We start from the raw sequence: 18995 nt of genomic DNA, 5'->3' as shown, positions 1-18995 counted from the left end.
GCCCAGTTGCAACGAGAATTTGAAATGGATGTTCGCCAATTTGCCTTCCTGGTTCGCCAGCCATCTGCTGCCCTGAAAAGCCGTGACGCGTTCCTCGGCCTGCCCAAACGTGGCCTGGCGCTGATCCTGGCCAATGCGCTGTTCTGGCAACCGCTGCTGGCCCAGGCCGAAGGCATCGTGGTCAGCGCCCCCGGCACCACAGTGGGCACGGCGGGCAATGGCGTGCCGGTAGTGAACATCGCCACCCCCAATGGCAGTGGCTTGTCCCACAACCAGTTCAAGGACTACAACGTCGGCACCAACGGCGTGATCCTCAACAACGCCACCGAACGCACTCAATCGACGCAACTGGGCGGCATCATCCTGGGCAACCCGAACCTGCAGGGCCGCGCTGCCAATATCATCCTCAACGAAGTCAACGGTGGCAGCCCGAGCCAATTGCGCGGCTACACCGAAGTGGCGGGCCAGTCGGCCAAGGTCATCGTCGCCAACCCCTACGGCATCACCTGCAGTGGCTGCGGCTTCATCAACACCCCCAACGTTACCCTGACCACCGGCAAACCCATCCTCGATAACGGCCGCCTGGACCGTTACCAGGTCGATGGCGGTGCCGTGACTATCGACGGCCAGGGCTTGAACGCCAGCAACGTCGACCGCTTCGAAATCATCACCCGCTCGGCCAAGATCAATGCGCAGATCAATGCGCGCAACTTGAGCGTGGTTGCTGGGCGCAATGATGTAAATGCGCAGACCTTGAACGCCACCACCCGCGCCGATGACGGCAGTGCCAAGCCGGAGCTGGCGATTGACTCGACGGCGTTGGGTGGGATGTATGCCGGGGTGATCAAGCTGGTGGGGACTGAAGCCGGTGTGGGCGTTAAGCTCGACGGTGCGTTGATGGCCAGTGGGGGGGATATTCAGCTCGATGCCAATGGACGCTTGAGCATGGCTAATGCCAAAGCCAGCGAAGCGGTGGTGGTCAAGGCCGGTCAATTAGACGCTGCTGGGGCTGTGTATGCCGGCACGCGAATCGATCTGCAAACCACAGCGGGCCTGAACAACCAGAAAAGCCTGGCGGCCCGCGACAGTATCACCGTTACCAGCGGTGGCACGGTGGTCAACAGCGGCATCATCGAAGCCGGTGTCAACGCTGATGAAAGCCGCAATGCCAATGGCGATGTCAGCCTGCACGCGGCGAACCTGAGCAATAGCGGCAGCGTGGTTGCCAGCCGAACCCTCACCGCGACAGCCAACCAAACCTTGAACAATCAAGGTGGCACATTGAGCGGTATAGGCGCCGTGGTTAACGCCGGCCAACTCGACAACCGTGGCGGTCGTGTATTGGGGAAGGACTCGCTCAAGGTCACGGCCACCGGCCTGGATAACCGCACCAACGGTCTGCTGCACAGTGAAAACAGCACCGACGTTACGGTAACCGCTGCACTGGATAACCAGAGCGGTCGCGTAATCGGCCTCAAGAACCTGACGCTCAACGCCGGCCAACTGACTAACGATAACGGCCTGGTCGCCAGCCAGGCGCAGGCCCGTGTAACCGCCGGGCAATTGAGCAACCAGGCGGGTGAAATCTCTGCCGATCAGACTACCGTGATCGCCACGACCCTGGACAACCGTTCAGGCAAATTGCTGGGCAGCAACCTCAACGTAACCGCCAGCGGTGCCATCGATAATCGCCTGGGGATTTTCTCTGCCACCAGTCTGCTGACGGTACAGGCGGCCAGCCTGGATAACCGCGACAAAGGTTCCATCGCCAGCCAGGGCGTGATGAACCTGACCGTCGCCGGGCTGCTGGACAATCGCAATGAAGGCAACCTCGTCAGCCAGGGGGCTCATCAAATAACCGCAGGGCAGTTGAACAACAGCCAGGGCGGCCTGGTGTCCAGCAAAACTACCCTGGCGTTGCACGGCGACAGCCTGATCAACCAGGGTGGCCAGGTCATTGCCGACGGCGCGCTGACCCTCACCGGCGGCGATCTGGATAACAGCCAAGCGGGCGTGATCAGCACCAAGGCCGTAGCGCACGTGCAACTGAATCAGTTGAACAACAGCAACGGTGGCAAGTTGGGCAGCGATGGTGCGCTGACCCTCAACGCCGACCGGCTCGAAAACAGCGCCGGTCGCATCAGCGCCAAGGGCGACTTGCAGGCAACGGTCGGTGTGCTCAATCAACAAGCGGGCGAACTCGTCAGCGACGGTGCGCTGAACCTGACCGGCACATTCCTGGATAACCGCAACGGCGGCCTTATCGCTGCCACCCACGGCGTGGACCTGCGCAGCCAGACCATCCTTAACCAGCAAGGCGAGATATCCAGCCAGGCAAAGGTGCTGGTGGTCGCCGATCAACTGAACAACACCACCGGCAAGGTGATCGGCGACAGCGGCCTGACGCTCACGGTCCAACGTCTGCTCAACCAGAGCAAAGGCCTGCTGGCGGGGCGTGAGAGCCTTGTGTTGAACGGCGCCCAACTGGATAACAGCCAGGGTGGCCGTGTCACCAGCCAAAAAGACCTGAACATCACCCTGACCGGCGACTTGCTCAACCAAGGGCAGGGCACGCTACTCAGCGAGGGCGCGTTAACCATCCAGGCCGGTACGCTGGACAACAGCCAGGGCGGCATTTTGTCCGCAGCCAATGCGCTGTCGATCACCACTCAGGGCCAGTTGAACAACCAGGCAGGCAAACTACTCGCCGATGGCACAGCCACGCTGGTCAGCGCTGCGCTGAACAACAGCCAGGGCGGTGTGATCAGCGCCAAGCAGCAGGTTGATGTGCGCAGTGCCGGCCTGAATAACAGCCAGCGCGGCAGTATCAGCAGTGACGCTGGTATCACCCTCAACGCAGGGCAACTGGACAACAGCCAACAAGGGTCGATCTTCGCCAAGTCAACGGTCAAGGCAACCCTGAGTGGGCTGGACCAGCATGACCGTGGTGAGCTGGTCAGCAACACCAACATCGAACTGGACTTGAACCATGGGCAACTGATCAACCGCGACCACGGCCTGATCGCGACACCGGGCCAACTGCAGCTGAACAACCTGGGCAACGTCGACAACAGTCAGGGCGGTGAAATCTCCAGCACCCAGTCATTCCTGTTGATGGCCGATGCGCTGAACAACCGCGGCGGCAAAGTCATCAGTGGCGACAGCCTGCAGGTACGTATCGCCAAGGCGCTGGATAACAGCGTGGAAGGTGTACTGTCCGCCAAGAGCGTTCTGCAAGTGGCAGCCGACAGCCTGGACAACCAGGCCCGTGGCGCGCTCGCCAGCCGTGGTGCGCTGGACCTGAAGGTCACCGGTGTGCTGGATAACCATAACCAGGGGCAGATATCCGCCGCTACGGTTTTGACTACCACCTCAGGCTCCTTGAACAACAGCGACAAGGGCAGCCTCTCGGCCGGTGTGCTACAGACGCTCAACACCGGTGTGCTGGACAATCACCAGGGCGGACGAATCGTCAGCGACGGTAGCCAGACCGTCACTGCCGCCAATGTGGATAACCGTGCGGGTGTGATCGGCAGTCAACAGGCGCTGAACCTGACCACTGCCAACCTCGATAACACTGCCGGGTTGATCAACAGCCAGGCGGACCTGACCCTGACCGGGCAAACAGTCGACTCAAGCCTGGATGGCGAAATCTCAGCCAAGGGCGACTTGAAGCTCATCGTCCAACAGCTGATCCAGCGTCAGGGCCGCTTGATCGGCGAACGCGCCGTAACCCTCGACCTGCAAGGCGGCAATCTCGATAGCAGCGCAGGCTTGATCAGCGCCAAAGGCCCGCTGACCTTCGCGCGCCTGGCCAACCTGACCAACCGCGAACAAGGCGAAATCTCCAGCCAGACGGCGTTCACCGTCGCCGCCAAGCGCATCGACAACGGTGATCGCGGGGCCATCCTCAGTGCCGATCAACTGCGCCTTGAAGCGGATACAGTGGTCAACGCCAACAAGGGCTTGATCTCCGGCTGGAACGGTCTGACGGTGGTCGGCAATAGCCTCGACAACAGCTCCGAGGGCACGTTGTCGAGCAAGAGTGGCACGTTGCACACCGACCTCACCGGTGTATTGGATAACCACGCGGCGGGTGCCCTGGTCAGCCTGGGCAAACAAACGCTCACCGCGGGCAGCCTGAACAATGATCAGGGGATCATCTCCGGCCAGGCTGATGTAGACCTCAACGTTGCCGGTCGCCTGGATAACAGCAACAACGGCCTGATTGCTGCGACTCAACACCTGGGCTTCAATAACGCCCAGAGCCAAATCATCAACCGTGCTGGCCGGATCAATGCCGGCAACATCAGCCTTATCGGCCAGAGCATGGATAACAGCGCCGGTCAGCTGATCAGCCAGGGCACCTTGGACGGCACCCTCAGTGGTGCGCTGATCAATGCCAACAACGCCCGCCTGGCCAGTGGCGCAGCACTGTTGCTGAGCGCCGCCAGCCTGGACAACCGAGGGGGCCAACTGGTCAGCCAGGACCGCCTTGATCTGACCCTCGCCAATGGCGACCTGGATAACAGCGCCAAAGGCACACTCGCCAGCCAGAAAGACCTGGTGATCAGGCTGTTGGCCGGTGACGTTCACAACCAGCAAGACGGCCTGATGTTCAGCCAGAAGGGCAAGCTCGACCTTACCGCCCGCAGCCTCACCAACTATCAAGGCACGCTGCAAAGCCAGACCGATAACCGCCTGCGCCTCAGTGGCGCCCTGAATAACCAGGGCGGCCGCGTCGACAGCCTCAGTGGCAACCTGGACCTGGAAACCGCCAGCGTCGCCAATACCGCAGGTGGCATCCTCAACAGCAGCAAAGGCTGGATCAAACTGGTCACCGGCCTGTTCGATAACGGCAGCGGCATCACCCAGGCACAGTCGTTGAACATTGAAGCCAAAGGCGGCCTGCTCAACCAGTTGGGGCATCTGTCGGCCCTTGGCGGTGACAGCCAGATTGTCACCACCACCCTGAATAACCAGGGCGGCGGTATGTATGCCGACACCTTGCTCAAAGTCACGGCCGCGAACTTCGATAACCAGGGCACTGAGGTCGGTAATGGTGGCAAGGTCGGCGCCCGCGCAATTGATTTCGGCCTGACAGGCACGCTGAGCAACAGCTATGGCCTGATTGAAAGCGACGACACCCTGCGCCTTGCCGCGCAAACCATCAACAACGTCAGCGGCAACCTGCGCGCCATGGGCCGGGTCGGCACCACCGATATTCGTACCACGGGCCTGTTCGATAACCGCTTCGGCGCGCTGGAAAGCGCCAACGAAACCCTCAACCTGCAAGCTGGCAGCCTGGACAACAACGGTGGGCGCATCGTGCATACCGGCACTGGCACGTTTGACCTGACCTCCGACCAGGTCACCCGTGCCGGTGGCAGCTTCGTCACCAACGGCCAACTGGATATCAAGGCAGCAAGCTGGACCAACAGCAGTGTGATCCAGGCCGGACGACTGAACTTGGACATTGGCCAATTCACCCAGACCGCCAGCGGCCAATTGCTCGGCGCACAAAGCCTGACCGGCACCGGCGACACCTGGACCAACGACGGCCTGCTGGCCAGTGACGGCACCCTCAAGTTGACCCTCACCGGCGGCTATAGCGGTAACGGCCGGGTCAGTAGCCTGGGCGACATGACCCTCGCCGCCGCCAACATGGACCTGGGTGAGAATGCTCGTATTGGTGGTGGTGCAATCACCCAGGTCACGAGCACCAACGTCCTGACCAATCGTGGTCGCGTGACCTCGGTAGGCGACCTGACGGTCAACGCTGGCGCCCTGAAAAACTACGGCACCCTGGGCGGCTCCGAGAATGTTCGCCTCAACGCCACGCATCTGCTCAATGAAAAAGGCCTGTTGTTCAGCGGCAAGGACATGACCTTGCGCGTCAACGACTTCAGCAACCGTTTTGGTGATGTCTACAGCCTGGGTGGCCTCGACATCGCACGCGATGATGCCAATGGGCGCAGTGCACTGATTGAAAACGTCTCCGGTACCTTGGAAAGCGACGGCAACATGCGTTTGCTGGCGGATACCCTGAGCAACCGACGTGACCAGTTCACCACGGAGAAAAGCCTGGTTTCCGGGAGCATCGGTGTTTACGGCAACGATTACTGCAAAGGTAAAGGCTGCGAACTGAGTTTCAGCGGTGTCGAAACCTATGAGGACGTCATCAAAGGCAGCTCCGCCTCCGCGTTCATCAATGCCGGTGGTGATCTCACGGTAGGCAGCCAGACGTTCGATAACCTCTACAGCTCGGTATCGGCCGCTAAAAACATCCTGATCAACACCGACGTGCTGAACAACACCGGCGCTGCCGGCGGTGAGCAGCGTCATTTCGGCTACGCCTACTACACACGTAACCGGTCGGCTTACTCATTGCTGATGAGCGAAGTCGAACAGTTCAACCGTAGCAACGATCCCAGCTCAAGTGACTATAAGCCGGGTCAGTACACGTTCGACCAGTTCATTGAGAAGACGAGGTTCTCGGATACCTACTTCACATCACCTATCGACTACACCGTGCCCACCGCTGGCAGCGTGATCGCCCAAGCGGTGATCCAGGCAGCCGGATCGGTCACCGTTAACGCAACCAAAGAAATCAACAACAGCGTCATCCGCCCGAACGCTACCAACATCGATACCCCGGCGGCCAACCGCAACACCAACTCCGACGTATTTGCCTCCACGGTAAAACCGGCAATCACCGCGCAACTTCCTCCGGACCTGGCCCAACGCCAAGTCAACCCGGTGACCTTACCCGGCTTCAGTTTGCCGACCAGCCAGAACGGCCTGTTCCGTCTCAGCGGCCAGGCAGCGAAAGGCGGCGCAGCGAGTAAAGCGGACACCGCCACCGGGGACTTTAGCGTCAACGGGCGTGTCATCACCGCCGCTGACCGCGAGAAAACCCTCGACTACACCGCCGTGCAAGAACGCGGTTTCAACCTCGACGGCCAGCCCGTCAGCGGCGCAGTCAACGGCCAGGGCCCGCTGGCTCTGGACAATCGCCCCCCCTCGATCACCCGCGTGCAAGGCCTGCCAGACATTACTCCGGTAGATAACAGCCACAAATACCTGATCGAAACCAACCCGGCGCTCACCGACCTCAAGCAGTTCATGAGCTCCGACTACCTGCTGGGCAAACTCGGCTACAACCCCGACGCCAGCTGGAAGCGCCTGGGCGACGGCCTGTACGAGCAGCGCCTGATCCGCGAAGCCGTGGTGGCCCGTACCGGTCAGCGTTACATCAACGGCATCGCCAGCGATGACCAACTGTTCCGCTACCTGATGGACAACGCCATCTCCTACAAGGACTCGCTCAACCTGCAACTGGGCGTGTCCCTCACTGCCGAGCAAGTCGCGGCGCTGACCCACGACATCGTGTGGATGGAAGAAGCCGAGGTCAACGGCCAGAAAGTCCTGACCCCCGTGCTCTACCTGGCCCAGGCCAATAACCGCCTGGCCCCCAACGGCGCGCTGATCCAGGGCCAGGACGTGAGCCTGATCACCGGCGGCGACCTGCACAACAGCGGCACCCTGCGTGCCACCAACAACCTGAACATGGTCGCGGGCAACATCGACAACAGCGGCCTGATGCAAGCCGGCAACCGCCTGGAAATGCTCGCCACCGACTCGATCCGCAACAGCCGTGGCGGCATCATCAATGGCCGCGACATCAGCGCCACCGCCGTGACCGGCGACATCATCAACGAGCGCACCGTCACCACCTTCAAACAGGACGGCCAGGGCTACCAACTGCGCAACGACGTGGCCAGCGAAGCCTCACGCTTCGAAGCCACCGACACGCTCAAGCTGAACGCCGGGCGCGATTTGCTCAACGTTGGCAGCAACCTCAAGGCCGGTGGCAACGCCAGCGTGAGCGCAGGGCGGGACGTGCTGATCGCCAGCCAGACCGAACAGGACGACTACGCCTATCAGCGGCGGCGCATCAGCGGCACCGAGCAAACCATCCTGCAACACACCTCCGCCGTGGACGTGGGCGGCAACCTCGCCATCGACGCCCGCCGCGACATCGCCGTGGTCGCCAGCACCGTCAGCGCCGCCAAAGACCTCAGCGTCAAGGCCGGCGAAAACCTGACCCTGGCCGCCGCCGCCAACGAACAGCACGATTACTCCAAAGGCAAAAAAGGCGGTACCAAAACCACTACTCAACTGGACGACGTCACCCAACAAAGCGCCAAACTCAAAGCCGGCGGCGACCTGATCGCCATAGCCGGCACCGACCTGACTTTGGTTGCCAGCAAGATCAGCGCGGGTAACGAAGCCTATGTGCACGCTGATAACGAATTGCAAATGTTGGCGGCGCAAGACAGTCATTACTCGCTGTATGACATGAGCAAGAAGGGCAGTTGGGGCAGCAAAAAGACTCAGCGTGATGAAGTGACCGATGTGAAGAATGTCGGGAGCGAGATCAAGACTGGGGGGGATTTGACGCTGGAGAGTGGAGGTGATCAGAAGTATCAGGCGGCGAAGCTTGAGAGTGGTGGGGATATTGCGATTGTCAGTGGTGGGGCGGTGACGTTTGAGGCAGTGAAGGATCTGCATGACGAGAGCCACACCAAGAGCAAGGGAGATGCGTTCTGGACATCGTCAAAAGGTAAAGGAAATACCGATGAGACCCTGCGCCAGACCCAAATGGTGGCTGAGGGCAATATCGCGATCAAGGCTGTGGACGGCCTGAAGATCGACGTCAGGCAGGTCAACCAGCAAACCGTCAGCCAATCGATTGATGCGATGGTCAAGGCAGATCCGCAATTGGCCTGGATTAAAGAGGCCGAGGCTCGTGGGGATGTGGACTGGAGGCAGGTCAAGGAGATTCACGACAGCTTCAAGTACAGCAACTCGGGGTTGGGGCCTGCGTCGCAGATCATTATTGCGATTGTGATGGCGGCGGTGGTTGGGCCGTTGGCAGCGGGTGCGGCTGCCAGCGCAGGGGCGGGCGTTGGCGTGGCAGCTGGAGCTGGAGCTGTGGCAGCAGGAGCAGCGACCAACGCTACGGTCAGTGTGGTTAACAACCGTGGCAACTTGGGCGCGGTACTCAAGGACGTGACTTCTTCGGATGCGATGAAGGGGTATGTGATTGCTGGCGTCACTGCTGGCATGACCGCTGCTTATTTTGGTGATTGGACGGGGACTCAAACAAACACAATCACTGGGAAAGTCACGACGCCAGGTCTACTGAATACGTGGAGCGGTGTCGGTAAATTTGCCGCCAACCAGACGTTGCAAAGCGGCACATCCATGCTGCTGAGCAAGGCGCTCGGGCAGGGCGGTAGCGCCAGCGACGCGCTGAAAAGCGCGCTGTTCAACACTTTGGCGGCAGCCAGTTTCAACCTGGTGGGGAATTACACCGAAGGCGTAATTGCCGATGGCTCGGCGCCCAAGATTGCGATTCACGCGATGGTGGGTGGTTTGCTGGCTGAGGCTACGGGCGGCGACTTCAAAACCGGTGCGCTGGCAGCGGGGGCGAATGAGGCGCTGGTTACTCATCTGGATACGCTGGTCAAAGGCAACGAAGAGCTGCTGACGATGAGTTCGCAGATCGTGGGTGTGCTGGCGGCGGCGTCGCAGAAGGATGCAGATGCGGCCACGATGGAGAAGGGGGCTTGGGTTGCGAAGAATGCTACGCAATACAACTACCTGGGCGATCATCAAAAGGCTCAGAGAGCGAAAGAGCTGGAAGAAAGCAAAGATTCACTGGAAACACTCAGGATCAATACGAAGTGGGAATTGATCGACGCCGGGCAGGACGCCGGCTTTGCGGGTGGGGCAGTGGTTGGGGTGCCGGAAGGGCTACTTGATACGGTCAAGGGCATCTTGGAAGTTGCCGTCAGTCCGATAGAGACGTATCAGGCGTTGAGATCTGTGCTTGAGAGCGGGGATGTGCTGGGTAATGTCTCGGACGCCGTGAAGCAGTCCTACATCGCACGAATTGACAATCTGGAAGCGGAGTATGAAAGAGCTGGGGCGGGTGGATCATTTAACGCAGGGCGTGAAACCGGGAAGCTGATAAGCGACGTGGTGGCGCTTGGGACGGGAGTTGGGGGAGCGCTAAAAAGCGGGGCCTTGCTCGTCGAAAAGGTCACTGCTAAGGTTGTTAAGGTAGAGTTGGCGGGTGCAAAAGGTGGAACAGCGCTATCAAATGATGTTCTAGTCGAAACGCGTATTGGCAATGGTACGAAGGGTCAAGGTAGCGGAAATAAAGTCGACCAACTCCCGAACCAACAAGTTGTTGGTGCTGACGGAAAACCAATACCTGTGTACTCGGAGAGGCCCAATGGTCCTTATGCCACACAAGAGTTTCCATCGACTTCAGTTGCGCATGGTTTTCCCGATGTTGTCGATAACTATGCAAACAGTGCGACTAAATTTTCGCTCAGCAACGGCTCATCGCTTTACCAAGCATCAGGTAGCTACAACGGGGTGGCGGGTAGGTTTGAATGGATTGTAGATCCGAAGTTGGGTGGTGTAACACACAGAATGTTTGTGCCAAATGGAACTGTTAACGGTATACCGGTGAAACCATGATTCAAGCAGTCTTTGAACGAATTACCAAATATGGCTTGATTGACTGGGCCGTTTTGCTCCAGGGCGTCTGTGGCGTCCCTAGCCTTTTTGGGCGCTTACCAGCGTTTTGTGTGGAAAACTTTGCAAACGCTGAACTTGAAAAGGCGACTGGGAATAATCCCTTGCTTGATGTGATTGTTAGCTTGGCTAACGATAGTGACCTGCCTATATCTGAGCTATGCTCGCAATTGCAAAAAATGAGCAAACTTCAAAACGCGGACATGCAAAGGGCCAGGAGAATATGGCGAGCTGTTGCATTGGAAGAACTGTTAACAAATTTAGACTCAGACCCGCTCTATGGGTTGATAAAGTTGACTGAGTTTTGGTCAAGTTGGGAGTGGCCTGCTGATGCTCCACTGTCGATGACGCTTGACGCGATGACTTTGCCGGAAGATCAATACCACTCTGCATCGAACTATGATCACGTTGTTCACGAACATGAGCAATGGTTGAAAGATGAACTGGCTGCTTTGCGCTCTAGTAAAGCTTAAACCTACTTTAATAATCTCGATGCCGGCCTTGCTTTGGAGGGAAAAGGAACAGATTTATTGTTGAATTCTGTTGGCGGTTCGTTCTTTAATAACGTTCTTTTGTTGTGTCTGCTAGTTTTATGTTTGGCGAAGATGGATGTCTATAGGCATCATCTTTTTTGTGAAAAATTCAATTGTTTAAATGTAAGTTATAGGTGGGGTAGGCCACGATTTTCGAGTAAAACTGGGTAACCTACCCTCATCTCTTTTCTCTATTAACAATCAGAGGGGTACTGGGCTTGTTTTTTTCAGAGCATCGTTCACTAGAAGGTGCGCACTTTCGATTAGCTGGGCCAAACCAAAGGTTTGAAGTCGCTGTGATCCGCTTGAAGAAAACGCTTGCTCATTAGCCATAGCTGACGCCGAGGCCAAAAGCTCACTTGCATTCACTAATGCTTCTTCGGAGCTCAAGTCTAGCCTTACGTTGAAAACGCTGGTAGGAAAGTCATCATCATTTACTTGTGTTTTCATGAGCGGCACTCCAATGCACCACACATTGAATGAGCGTCAACGGCAGAGCGCGAACACCTCATCACGACTTTTATTTCAATAACTCGACAGTTTCGATTTGTAGAAGACATCCACTCGATCCTCAGACAGTTAAGGGACCACCACCATCGTTGCGACACGAGTGGGTGGTGGACCGTGCGAGGGTCGCAAACCGGTGTCCGAGGGTACCGGCCGGGCAAAAGCCCGTCTCACACGGTCCACCATCAGAAAAAAGGGGACAGATTTGAATGGCACTTCCTTAACAGCTAACCAGCTGATATGACTACAGAAAAATGAAAAAAGGCCGTCCTTGGTCTACGGTGATAGTTGCGAACACACACCACTCGAACAAGGACAGCCCGCGTGAATCGTAGACGTCAAATCGTCAGGCATCAACAGCAGCGCATTCAGCAGCACGCCAAAAACAGCAACGCCCATGCATTCTTTAAGCTGCTAGCCGATCCGGCGCTGCTACAGCGTGCCGAGTCAGTGATTCCCAAGCATCGTCAACGCTTATTCCCGCCGACTGAAACACTGTCGATGTTTCTGGCTCAGGCCATGAATGCCGACCGTTCTTGTCAGAAGGCCGTGAATGATTTTTCGATCAAACGTTGCTGCGATGGGCTAAGCCCCAGCAGTGTCTACACCGGCGCTTATTGCAAAGCACGGGCGCGGTTACCGGTAGAGATGGTTTCAACATTGTTGCGCTCCACGGGATCCTCGATGAGTAACAACGTGCCACCGTCATGGCGCTGGATGGGCCGCCCGGTACGTCTCGTGGATGGCACCACAGTGACCATGCCAGACACTGCGGCCAATCAAGCTGCCTATCCGCAATCTCGTGGCCAGAAAGCAGGGTTGGGCTTTCCCATTTGTCGTTTGGTAGGAATCATTTGCCTGTCCAGTGGTGCCGTTTTAGACGCCTCACTGGGGCGCTTTCGAGGCAAAGGTGGCGATGAGCAGACGTTACTCAGAACGATGCTCGATACACTGAATCGAGGCGATATTGTGCTGGGCGATGCCTACTACGCGACATACTTTTTGCTGTGCGAACTGCGACGTCGCGGGATTGACGGCGTGTTTGAACAATACGGCGCCAGACGGCGCAGTACGGACTTTCGGCTCGGGCAATCGCTTGGGTCGGAGGATCATTTGGTTGAGCTGAAAAAGCCCAAGAAGCGACCTTCTTGGATGAGCCAGGCTTCTTACGAAGAAGCGGCTGAAACACTGACAGTACGTGAACTGAAAACCGATGGAAAAATCCTGGTAACCACTTTGAACTGCCCGCAACAAGTGCCTAAAGCCGGGCTAAAATCATTGTACAAAGACCGTTGGCATGTTGAATTGGATCTGCGCAATATCAAGACAACGCTGGGTCTTGAAACGCTGAGCTGCAAGACGCCTGGCATGGCTGTAAAAGAATTATGGGTGTATCTGCTAGCGCATAATTTGATTCGGATGATCATGGCCCAATCAGCGCTGTTAGCGGATTGTTTGCCACGCGAGCTTAGCTTTAAACATAGCCTCCAATTATGCCTTGCGATGCAGCAGTACGGTGCCGACGAACAAGACGATGGGGTACCGAATTTACTCAGGTTGATCGCCAGGAAACGTGTCGGAAACCGGCCGGGACGGATTGAGCCTCGCGCCATAAAACGAAGGCCCAAGCCTTACCCGATGCTGATGCAGACGCGCTCGACGGCTAGGGCCGAGGTCAGGAGAAATGGACATCCGAAGAAGGTTAAGTAAGTGCCATTCGGGACAGATTTATTTGGTTGGCCTGTCCCATCCTGAAAATTTTGAGGATTTACTTTCTCTGAATAAATAAATCTGTCCCCTTTTTTGTCTATGAGGATGCCGCCGATTTTGTAGCAGATATGAATATCTGCGGGAAAGACGTGACCTGCCAGCAGAAAACGTGGAGGGCAGGTAAGTACGACAATATCAGCCTCGGAAATTATGAAGAGGCCATGAAAACCGCTGGCCCGGCGTGGGCAAAGTCTCAGATAACAACGCTCGAAGGTGGTTTGTTTGCGCTTAAATCGCTCAACTGCCAAACAGATGTGTGTTTTAACTACAAGCAGACATTGGAGGCTAGGGCGTATGAGAATCTGGATAAGCTCCAGACGTTGGTTAACACCTATGAACCTTATATTGCAGGCATAGCTGGTGGTGTTGCTGGAGGCGTGCGTCCTAGGCAGCCTACGCTTCGAGAGGGTGAGACAGCAGGTGCGCAGGCTGGTAAATCAGAGGCGTACTGGAGCAAGGTTAAAGCGGAAACCGGAGGTGCAAAAGCAACAGCGGGTTCTGTGGAAAAGCAAGCGACACCCAGTTTTTCCAATCAATTTCCAGATCACCCAACAGGTGTTCCAACGCTAATCTCAGATACAAAGTTGACTCAAGGGGCTGGAAGATATAACTATGTCGTTCTTCAGGATGGTCAGTTAGTGATCGGACGAAAATTTAATGATGTAGGTGGTGGTCACATTGATCTAGCGAATGGCAAACCCGTTGTTGCTGCGGGAGAAGTGAAAATTGTGAACGGCGAAGTTAAATATATTGATAACACATCAGGGCACTATGAGCCCTCTGGTCGGGCTGCTCAAGCCGCAGCAGAAAATGCTTTCTCTCAAAAAGGGCTTGAAGTGGGGGGGGAATATATAGAAAAAGTATGGGTGCCAGATCCTAGCAATTCAAGAAAAGGTGCCTGGGTGCCGAAATGAATGACGTCATTAAAGAGTTTGATGAACTTTGCGATATAGCTATAGCCGCTTTTGGTGAAGAGCTAGACATTTCCTACGAGATGTCTTTGTTAAATATTTTGGAGTTTATAAAAAAGCATCCTGGCTATAAAGAAGATTTTATAGATAGATTTAAATTGATCTTAATGTCTGGAAACTCGCCATTTGAAGTTGTGGCATTTTGTATGCGTGAGCTTCAGTGGCCCGAAATTAAAGAATTTGTAATTTCAAAGATGAATCCTTCCGAGGACCCTCGTAGCGAGGCCCTGCGAAGCACGTTAACGGCATATGACGAACTTTGGCCTGATGCGGATCTTTACCGTTACTATGGAGTGAATTAATTGGTGCAAAAGGAATAGCGCAAGCTTCACGGAAAGTGGAAGTCAGTTCTGGTGGTAAAGGTGCATTGTCTAGACCTGAAATAGGATTACACCTATTTCACCCTGGCGCCCGGTGCACCGCGTCGGGCGTTTTGTATTTCAAAGACAGGTGCGGACGCTCGCGGTTGTAGATCGACACTGACTCACTCACCATCTTCTTCGCCTGCATCAAATCCTGTTGTCGCTGGAGCAAAAGCTCTGTCTTCAATATCCCTTCTACCGCGAAGAATACCTTCACCCTGGAGACTGTATTCAAGGACAAGGACGGTAAAGAACTGGGCCGTGTGCGCAAGAGTGAGTCGCTGCGTACCTGGATGCAATTGTTGTTGATCGTTGCCGTACCTTTCCGCCAGGACACCCACGAGGTGGTGCAAGCTCTGACCCGCAGCACGTTGGATGAGGCGGTGCAGCGGCGCTTGTTGTAGTCGTTCGTTTTATATCTGTAATCGCCATGGGTTTGTGGCGTTGCTTTCTGTCGTACATGGAGTTTTCAAATGAAGCGAAATCCGTTCAAGCAAAAACTGTTGGCCGTAGTGGTCGGTGCAATCAGCAGCCAGGCATTGGCCGTTGAAGTGGATCTGGGTCAAGGCAAAACCTCATGGAAGGGCGAGACGTTTAACGAGTCTCTGACCTTCACCGGGAGGCTAACTGAAGCAACCAATCAAACGCCCACCCCTGAGTCTGGCACTACTGCGTTGATGGGCGTCAGTGTTTCTAATACCAGCATTCAAGGTTCGCTGATCAATCGTGCTGATATTGTGATGACCTCCGATGGGCGTTCCATTCGGGCGTTTGCCGTGGACCCATTCGGTTTTGCAAACGACGGCTCAACCCCCAGTACAATTACGGGTGATCTGATTCAGGCCGGTAACATCACCATGAACAATGGGGGTTATGAAGGTTTTGAAATCGGTGATGCCGTGATCGGCGGCAGCGTCATCAACTCGGGCACGATCAAATCAACCCCCATTGTACCGGGCACCTCTGCTGTCAATGGCACGTTTGGCGGCGAGGGCATGTTCCTGCATAACACCCAAGTGGCAGGCGACGTCGCTAACACGGGCGTGATCGAGATGGTGGGGGATGATGTGGTGGGTCTGGCGGTGGATGGCCCGCAAGCGTACCCGATCAATATCGGCGGAAAAATCATCAACTCCGGTACCATCACTGCAACGGGCCAGCGCGCCTGGGGCATAGAAGTTGAAACCACCACGAGCCCGCTGCGCATTGAAAACAGTGGCCTGCTGTCTGTGAACGGCGCAGATGCTTCCGGTATCGTTTTTTATGCAGGCACCGTCGACTCGATCCTCAACACCGGCACCCTCGAAGTCAAAGGTACAAACGCCAAAGCGATCGATCTCCTGGGCGCCACCTTCACCCAAAACAGCCCCACCGGCTCCCGCGGCATCATCAACCGCGGCACGATCACTGCCGATGGCACGGCCATCTCTGTTGACGCAGCCGAGCAAACCTCCACCTTCGAAATCAACCAGCAATCCGGTGAAATCCGCAGCAACTCCGGCATCGCCATCGACGCAGCCAACCGCGCCACCCTCAACTGGACCGGCGGCAAAATCGTCGGTGATGTGCTCAACGTCAACGCGGTGAACATCGCCGGCCAGGCTGACTTTTCCGGCAGCCGCATCATCGCGCCGGTGTCGATCAACTCGGGCTCTCTGAACCTGTCGGCCCCTGGCACGGTGCTCACCGGTGACCTCAACGTCGCCAGCGGTGCAGGCATTGATATGCGCCTGGCCAACAGCGTAGTGCCGACCACGCCATACCTGACGATCAGCGGTGCGGCGAATTTCGCCCAGGCATCGAAAGTGACCTTGAGCGCCACCCCTGGTGATTTCACCGCCGTGCCGAGCGGCACCGAGTACACCTTGCTGCAAGCCAGCAGTGTGCAGAACAACGGCCTGTCGGTTGCCAGCACTTCGTCGTTGCTGGACGTACTGAGTTACTCGGCCGACGCACAAACGGTCAAGGCCGTGGTGGGGTTGAAGAGCAATCAGCAAGTGCAAGAGGACCTGACCGGCGCGGGCGCCACTGAGCCGGTTGTCACTGTGGTCAACGAAGCAAAAAATGACGTGCTCGGGCAGTTGGCAACGGATGATCCGGTGTTCCAGGCCCTGGCCAACGCGGGCACGGCGCAGCAGTTGGCGCTGGTGGGCGAGCAACTCAAGCCGGACGTCAACCGTGGCGCGCTGGACGTGGCCTTGTCGGGCCAGACGGTGATCAATGGTGCGATCCTCAATCGTCTCTCGGGCCAGCGTGATAATCGCGAAGCCGTGGGTGTGTGGTTGCAAGGCTTGAGCAGCAACATGGATCAGGATGGCCGCAGCGGCGACAACGGTTATTCGGCCAACAGCAGCGGCATGGCGGTGGGTGTGGATGGTCGGTTGAACGACAGCACCACGGTGGGTGTGGCTTACAGCTACCTCAATTCCAACATCCATTCGGACCTGGGCACCAAGACCGACGTGCAAGGCCATGCGCTGTCGTTGTACGGCAACTGGGCGCTGCAGAACTGGTTTGTCGACGGCAGCCTGAGCTATGGCCATAACGACAATGACAGCAAGCGTCGTGTGGCAGGCACAACCGCCAAGGGCAGCTACGACAGCAATGTGTTGTCGGCCAGCGTACTGGGCGGCTACAGCTTCAAGCTGTCGGATGCTGCCGTGATAGAGCCGCGAGTGGCGGCACGTTATTCCAACGTGCGCATGGACAGCTTTACCGAGAAGGGCTCTTCGGCGGCACTGAGCACCGGCTCGCAACGCTATGAAGTGGGCGAGTTGGGCGCGGGTGTGCGCTTGGCCGGTAACTTCCCGTTGACCACCGGCAGCCTGCAACCGGAGGCCACATTGATGGCCTACCACGACCTGATGGGCGACCGCGTGGCGCAAACCTCCAGCTTTGTGCTGGGCGGTTCAGCGTTTACCGTCACGGGCGCTTCGGTCGCACGTGACAGTTACGAAGCCAGCCTGGGCCTGAATTATCAGGTGTCGGCGCTGACGGTGGGCGCCAGCTATACCCGCCAGGCGCGTAGCGGGTTTGATGCTGATGGGGTGATGGTCAAGGCGCGTTACGCGTTTTAGGGGTAAACCCGAACAGGGGCTCTTTGCGAGCCCCTGTTATCCCCAAAAGCAATAATCTTTTTTTCTTGAAATTCGCTCGCCGATATTTTGGTTTTTTTAATTTTTACTCGACGTTTTTTCACAGTACCCACCCTAATACGCAATTCCCCGCACCCTTTCTTTGTTTAGTATTGGACCCAGTGGCCACTGAGTCCCAATGGGTCACTCTGTTCAAAAAAAGGAGAAGCGACATGATGCCCAAGGATCCTTCCAACAGTGGCCGGCCTGACCTGCTCGCGGCTTGCTGAAATGAACGTGCATACCCCATTGGCGGCCCTCGCCGGTAACTATCTTCACGGCGATATTGTGGCTGCTCACCGACATGACGAGGGTCAGTTGGTCTATGCCATCAACGGTGTGATGCTGGTGTCGGTGCAGCAGACAACCTGGGTGCTGCCTTCCGGGCACGCGCTGTGGGTGCCCCCGGCGATGGAGCATCAGATCCGCATGACCGGCGAGGTGCGTATGCGCACCTTGTTGATCTCGCCGGGGGCGCATCGCGGCTTGACGCATGAGTGTCAGGTCATAAGGGTTTCGCCGTTGTTGCGCGAGCTGATTGTTGCCGCGGGCGATGAGCCTGACAGTGAGCCGGCGTTGCTGCGCCATCTACAGATTGTCGATCTGATTTTCTCCGAGCTCGACCGGGCGCAGCGGGTGCTGGCGCATGTGCCGATTCCGGATGAGCCGCGGCTCAAGGCGCTGTGTGCCGACTTTATCGACAACCCTTCCCAGGAGTCGACACTGGAGAGTTGGGCACTACAGCTCAATATAAGTTCGCGCACCTTGGCGCGGCTGTTCCGGAAGGAGTTGGGCATGAGTTACGGCGAATGGCGCAAGCGCACGCGGTTGCTGCTCAGCATGCAGCGGCTGGCCAGTGGCGTGTCGATCCTGGAAGTGGCGTTGGAGCATGGTTATCAGAGCCCGAGTGCGTTTACTGCGATGTTCAAGCGCACCATGGGTTATACCCCGAGTAACTGTCGATTGGTGTGATTTGATTTGGCGATAGGCTTCCCTGTCAGCCTCGGTTCAAATGTGGGAGGGGGCTTGCCCCCGATGGCGGTAGGTCAGTTACAGATTTGCTAACTGATACTCCCTCATCGGGAGCAAGCCCCCTCCCACATT

The 18995-nt window shown here is 56.9% G+C and carries 8 protein-coding genes and 2 pseudogenes; 8 read left to right on the top strand and 2 right to left on the bottom strand.

What is annotated here, in order from left to right; all coding sequences use genetic code 11:
* Positions 1-24 precede the first annotated feature (24 nt).
* A complete protein-coding gene (locus tag J1G33_RS07230; RefSeq protein ID WP_262416750.1) occupies positions 25-10557 on the top strand; it encodes a filamentous hemagglutinin N-terminal domain-containing protein in 10533 nt (3510 codons plus the stop codon).
* Positions 10554-11087, top strand: coding sequence for a DUF2247 family protein (locus tag J1G33_RS07225; RefSeq protein WP_223017865.1), 534 nt, complete (start codon positions 10554-10556; stop codon positions 11085-11087). The genes J1G33_RS07230 and J1G33_RS07225 overlap by 4 nt, the downstream gene beginning before the upstream one ends.
* A gap of 261 nt (positions 11088-11348) precedes the next feature.
* Here the strand turns inward: J1G33_RS07225 and J1G33_RS07220 are convergent, their stop codons facing one another.
* Positions 11349-11597: a DUF3077 domain-containing protein gene (locus J1G33_RS07220; RefSeq protein ID WP_223017864.1), complete on the bottom strand. Its 249-nt coding sequence runs from the start codon at positions 11595-11597 to the stop codon at positions 11349-11351.
* A gap of 381 nt (positions 11598-11978) precedes the next feature.
* Here J1G33_RS07220 and J1G33_RS07215 point away from each other — a divergent pair, with 381 nt between their 5' ends.
* The 3 genes from J1G33_RS07215 (at position 11979) to J1G33_RS07205 (ending at position 14697) form a co-directional block, all read left to right on the top strand.
* The gene (locus tag J1G33_RS07215) at positions 11979-13364 is read left to right on the top strand and encodes an IS4 family transposase (protein ID WP_223017863.1); all 1386 of its coding nucleotides are present in this window, start codon (positions 11979-11981) and stop codon (positions 13362-13364) included.
* A gap of 128 nt (positions 13365-13492) precedes the next feature.
* The gene (locus J1G33_RS07210; RefSeq protein ID WP_223017862.1) at positions 13493-14338 is read left to right on the top strand and encodes a hypothetical protein; all 846 of its coding nucleotides are present in this window, start codon (positions 13493-13495) and stop codon (positions 14336-14338) included.
* Positions 14335-14697, top strand: coding sequence for a hypothetical protein (locus tag J1G33_RS07205; protein WP_223017861.1), 363 nt, complete (start codon positions 14335-14337; stop codon positions 14695-14697). Before J1G33_RS07210 ends, J1G33_RS07205 begins: the two co-directional genes overlap by 4 nt.
* A 97-nt stretch (positions 14698-14794) precedes the next feature.
* On the opposite strand, the pseudogene J1G33_RS07200 reads toward J1G33_RS07205, so the two are convergent.
* Positions 14795-14956: pseudogene (locus J1G33_RS07200) on the bottom strand (integrase core domain-containing protein); the annotation flags it as partial.
* On the opposite strand from J1G33_RS07200, the pseudogene J1G33_RS07195 reads away from it, so the two are divergent.
* From J1G33_RS07195 to J1G33_RS07185, 3 genes and pseudogenes are all read left to right on the top strand, one after another.
* A pseudogene (locus tag J1G33_RS07195) lies at positions 14946-15161 on the top strand (hypothetical protein); the annotation flags it as partial. The pseudogenes J1G33_RS07200 and J1G33_RS07195 sit on opposite strands and share 11 nt — an antisense overlap.
* Positions 15162-15230: 69 nt before the next feature.
* The gene (locus J1G33_RS07190; RefSeq protein ID WP_223017860.1) at positions 15231-17834 is read left to right on the top strand and encodes an autotransporter domain-containing protein; all 2604 of its coding nucleotides are present in this window, start codon (positions 15231-15233) and stop codon (positions 17832-17834) included.
* A 288-nt stretch (positions 17835-18122) separates the two neighbouring features.
* Positions 18123-18863, top strand: a complete 741-nt coding sequence (locus J1G33_RS07185; RefSeq protein WP_223017859.1) for a helix-turn-helix transcriptional regulator — start codon at positions 18123-18125, stop codon at positions 18861-18863.
* Positions 18864-18995: the final 132 nt, after the last annotated feature.

The organism is Pseudomonas sp. P867 (assembly GCF_019891455.1).
Taxonomy (GTDB): domain Bacteria; phylum Pseudomonadota; class Gammaproteobacteria; order Pseudomonadales; family Pseudomonadaceae; genus Aquipseudomonas; species Aquipseudomonas synxantha_A.
The sequence above is the reverse complement of the archived record's forward strand: the minus strand, read 5'-3'. Positions and strand labels throughout refer to the sequence as shown.

Excerpts from the sequence above, each read along its gene's own strand:
- J1G33_RS07210 (WP_223017862.1), top strand. The coding sequence starts at position 13,493 with ATGAATATCTGCGGGAAAGACGTGACCTGCCAGCAGAAAACGTGGAGG.
- J1G33_RS07220 (WP_223017864.1), bottom strand. The coding sequence starts at position 11,597 with ATGAAAACACAAGTAAATGATGATGACTTTCCTACCAGCGTTTTCAAC.
- J1G33_RS07205 (WP_223017861.1), top strand. The coding sequence starts at position 14,335 with ATGAATGACGTCATTAAAGAGTTTGATGAACTTTGCGATATAGCTATA.
- J1G33_RS07225 (WP_223017865.1), top strand. The coding sequence starts at position 10,554 with ATGATTCAAGCAGTCTTTGAACGAATTACCAAATATGGCTTGATTGAC.
- J1G33_RS07190 (WP_223017860.1), top strand. The coding sequence starts at position 15,231 with ATGAAGCGAAATCCGTTCAAGCAAAAACTGTTGGCCGTAGTGGTCGGT.
- J1G33_RS07230 (WP_262416750.1), top strand. The coding sequence starts at position 25 with ATGGATGTTCGCCAATTTGCCTTCCTGGTTCGCCAGCCATCTGCTGCC.
- J1G33_RS07185 (WP_223017859.1), top strand. The coding sequence starts at position 18,123 with ATGAACGTGCATACCCCATTGGCGGCCCTCGCCGGTAACTATCTTCAC.